Here is a 2,417-nt window from a genome sequence, read left to right on the forward strand (position 1 = left end):
CTGTTGAACTAAACCGCTTCGCGGTAGCTGTCGTCGCATCCTGTCTTTTGCGTCATCGAACCACACTGTTTTTTGACCCACGTGGGTCAGAGAACAGGAGTGATGGCGATGACTGCCTTACGACAGACGATGATCGAGGCCATGCGGCAGCATGGCTTCGCACCACGCACCCACACTACGTACCTGACGGTGATCACCGACCTGGCGCGCTATTTCCACCGCCCGCCGGACACCTTGAGCAGCGACGATCTGCAACGCTTCTTCAATCATCTGGTCCAGGAGCGCGGCTTGTCCGCCGCCAGCTGCCGCGTCTACTTGCACGGCGTGCGGTTCCTCTATTTGCAGGTGTTGCACTGGCCGTCGGTGGACGTATCGCCGGTGGTGCCGAAGACGCCGCAGCGGATTCCGGAACTGCTGACGCGCGACGAGGTGAGGCGGATTCTGGCGGCGTGCCACAACGCCAAGCATCGCATGATGCTCGAACTGTGCTATGGCTGCGGACTGCGCGTGAGCGAGGTCTGCCACCTGCGGGTCAGCGACATCGACAGCCAGCGCGGCCAGCTGCGTGTCGCGCAGGGCAAGGGTGCCAAAGACCGTATGGTGCTGTTAACGGCTACCCTGCTCGATCGCTTGCGCGATTACTGGCGCGCCTATCGACCGCGAACCTGGCTGTTTCCGAGCGCCCAATTCCCGGAGCGTGCGCTGCATCTGAGTGCGCCACAGAGGGCCTTTACCCGGGCCAAGCGCCTGGCCGGTGTCGAGCGGGTCGGTGGCATCCACAGCCTGCGCCATGCCTACGCCACGCATGCCCTGGAACAGGGCCTGCCCGTGCATCAGCTCCAGCGGCTGCTGGGCCATCGCAGCATCCAGTCGACGATGCGTTACCTGCACTGGTTGCCGGGCCAGCAGGGAGCGAGTCAGGGCCCTATCGATCTGGTGGCCGGCTTGGAGGTGGCCCATGACTGAAACCGCCACCCTCCAACAGGCCCTGTCGCGCTTTCTTGATCCGGCCGGCCTGGATCGCCAGCGCCAACGGGTATGTGGCCACCTGCTGGCGTGTCGTACCGAGGCGATGGGCGGGATGCTCCTGCAATGTACGGACTGCGACCACACCCAGCCGCACTACTTCGGCTGTCGTGATCGCCATTGCCCGCAGTGCCAGGGCCGCGCCATGCACCAGTGGGCCGAGCGGCAACAGGCGAACCTTCTGCCGGTGCGCTATTACCATGTCGTGTTCACGCTGCCCCACCGCCTCAACGGCTGGGTTCAGCTGCATCCCGAGGTGATCCACCGACTGCTGTTCCAGAGCGCCTGGCAGACGCTGCGTGCCTTCGGTCGCGATCCCAAACGCCTCGGCGGCGAGATGGGCATGAGTGCCGTGCTCCATACCTGGGGCCAGAATCTGAGCCAGCATGTGCACCTGCACTGCCTGGTCCCTGGCGGTGCCTTGGACGACGATGGTCGCTGGCATGGGGCGCGTGGCCACTACCTGTTCCCGGTGCGAGCCCTGTCGCGCCACTATCGTGGGTATATGGTCAGCGCCCTGCGCCAGGCCGCCACTGCGGGTGAACTCCACCGGGTCACTCGGCCCGGTGACGTCGATGACCAACTCAACACCCTGATGGCCACCGAGTGGGTGGTCTACAGCAAAGACTGTCTCGAACACACCGATACGGTGGTGCGCTACCTGGCGCGCTACACGCGCCGGATCGCCATCAGCAACGCCCGCATCCTCGCCGTGGACGATCACCAGGTCACCCTGCGCGTCAAGGACTATCGCGACCGTGACCGACACAAGCCGCTCGTCCTGGATGGCGAGGAGTTCGTGCGCCGCTTCCTGCTCCATATATTGCCCAAGGGGCTGATGCGGGTCCGTCACTATGGCTTTTTGGCCAATCGTTGCCGACGACGACGTCTGGCCCAGATCCGTCAGGCGCTGACCGTTATCGACGCGACAGCGGATGCCGATACCGCCGCCAGCGACTCGGCACCGACCTACACCTGCCCGCATTGCCGACAACCGACCCTGCGGGTGATCGGGACACTCAGCCCCCGACGATCCCGACTCGACAACCACAGGACGCAACGGTATCGAACATGACCTAACGCCACCCCCACACAACGGACTCGGCGAACCGGCTCGCTTGCGGGCCGCGGTGGCGCTCGTTCCGCGGATGGATTTTGCCCCATAGACGCGCTAGGTTGGGTTGAATTGGGTTCGGAAAGGGGTGAAAACATGGCCAATCTCACGGCCCGGACGCGGCATCACAGGTCCGTACCCTCGCGACCGGATGCCTCCGGTCACGCTCCGGCCAATACAAAACCCTATAGAAGCGGCGTCGTAGCCTGACGGGCGGCTTAGTCCAACAGGCATTTATCCGCCATGCTTCGCACGGCGAAAAAATGCTGAACAGTTA

The 2,417-nt window shown here is 63.9% G+C and carries 2 protein-coding genes; both read left to right on the forward strand.

Going from position 1 to position 2,417, the window contains the following annotated elements:
- Positions 1 to 108 precede the first annotated feature (108 nt).
- Positions 109 to 966, forward strand: a complete 858-nt coding sequence (locus tag BLP96_RS19680; protein WP_089689228.1) for a tyrosine-type recombinase/integrase — start codon at positions 109 to 111, stop codon at positions 964 to 966.
- Positions 959 to 2,101 carry an IS91 family transposase gene (locus BLP96_RS19685; RefSeq protein WP_089689229.1) on the forward strand — a complete coding sequence of 381 codons (1,143 nt, stop codon included), beginning with the start codon at positions 959 to 961 and terminating at the stop codon, positions 2,099 to 2,101. Before BLP96_RS19680 ends, BLP96_RS19685 begins: the two co-directional genes overlap by 8 nt.
- Positions 2,102 to 2,417 lie beyond the last annotated feature (316 nt).

Source organism: Billgrantia gudaonensis (assembly GCF_900100195.1).
Classification (GTDB): Bacteria; Pseudomonadota; Gammaproteobacteria; order Pseudomonadales; family Halomonadaceae; genus Halomonas; species Halomonas gudaonensis.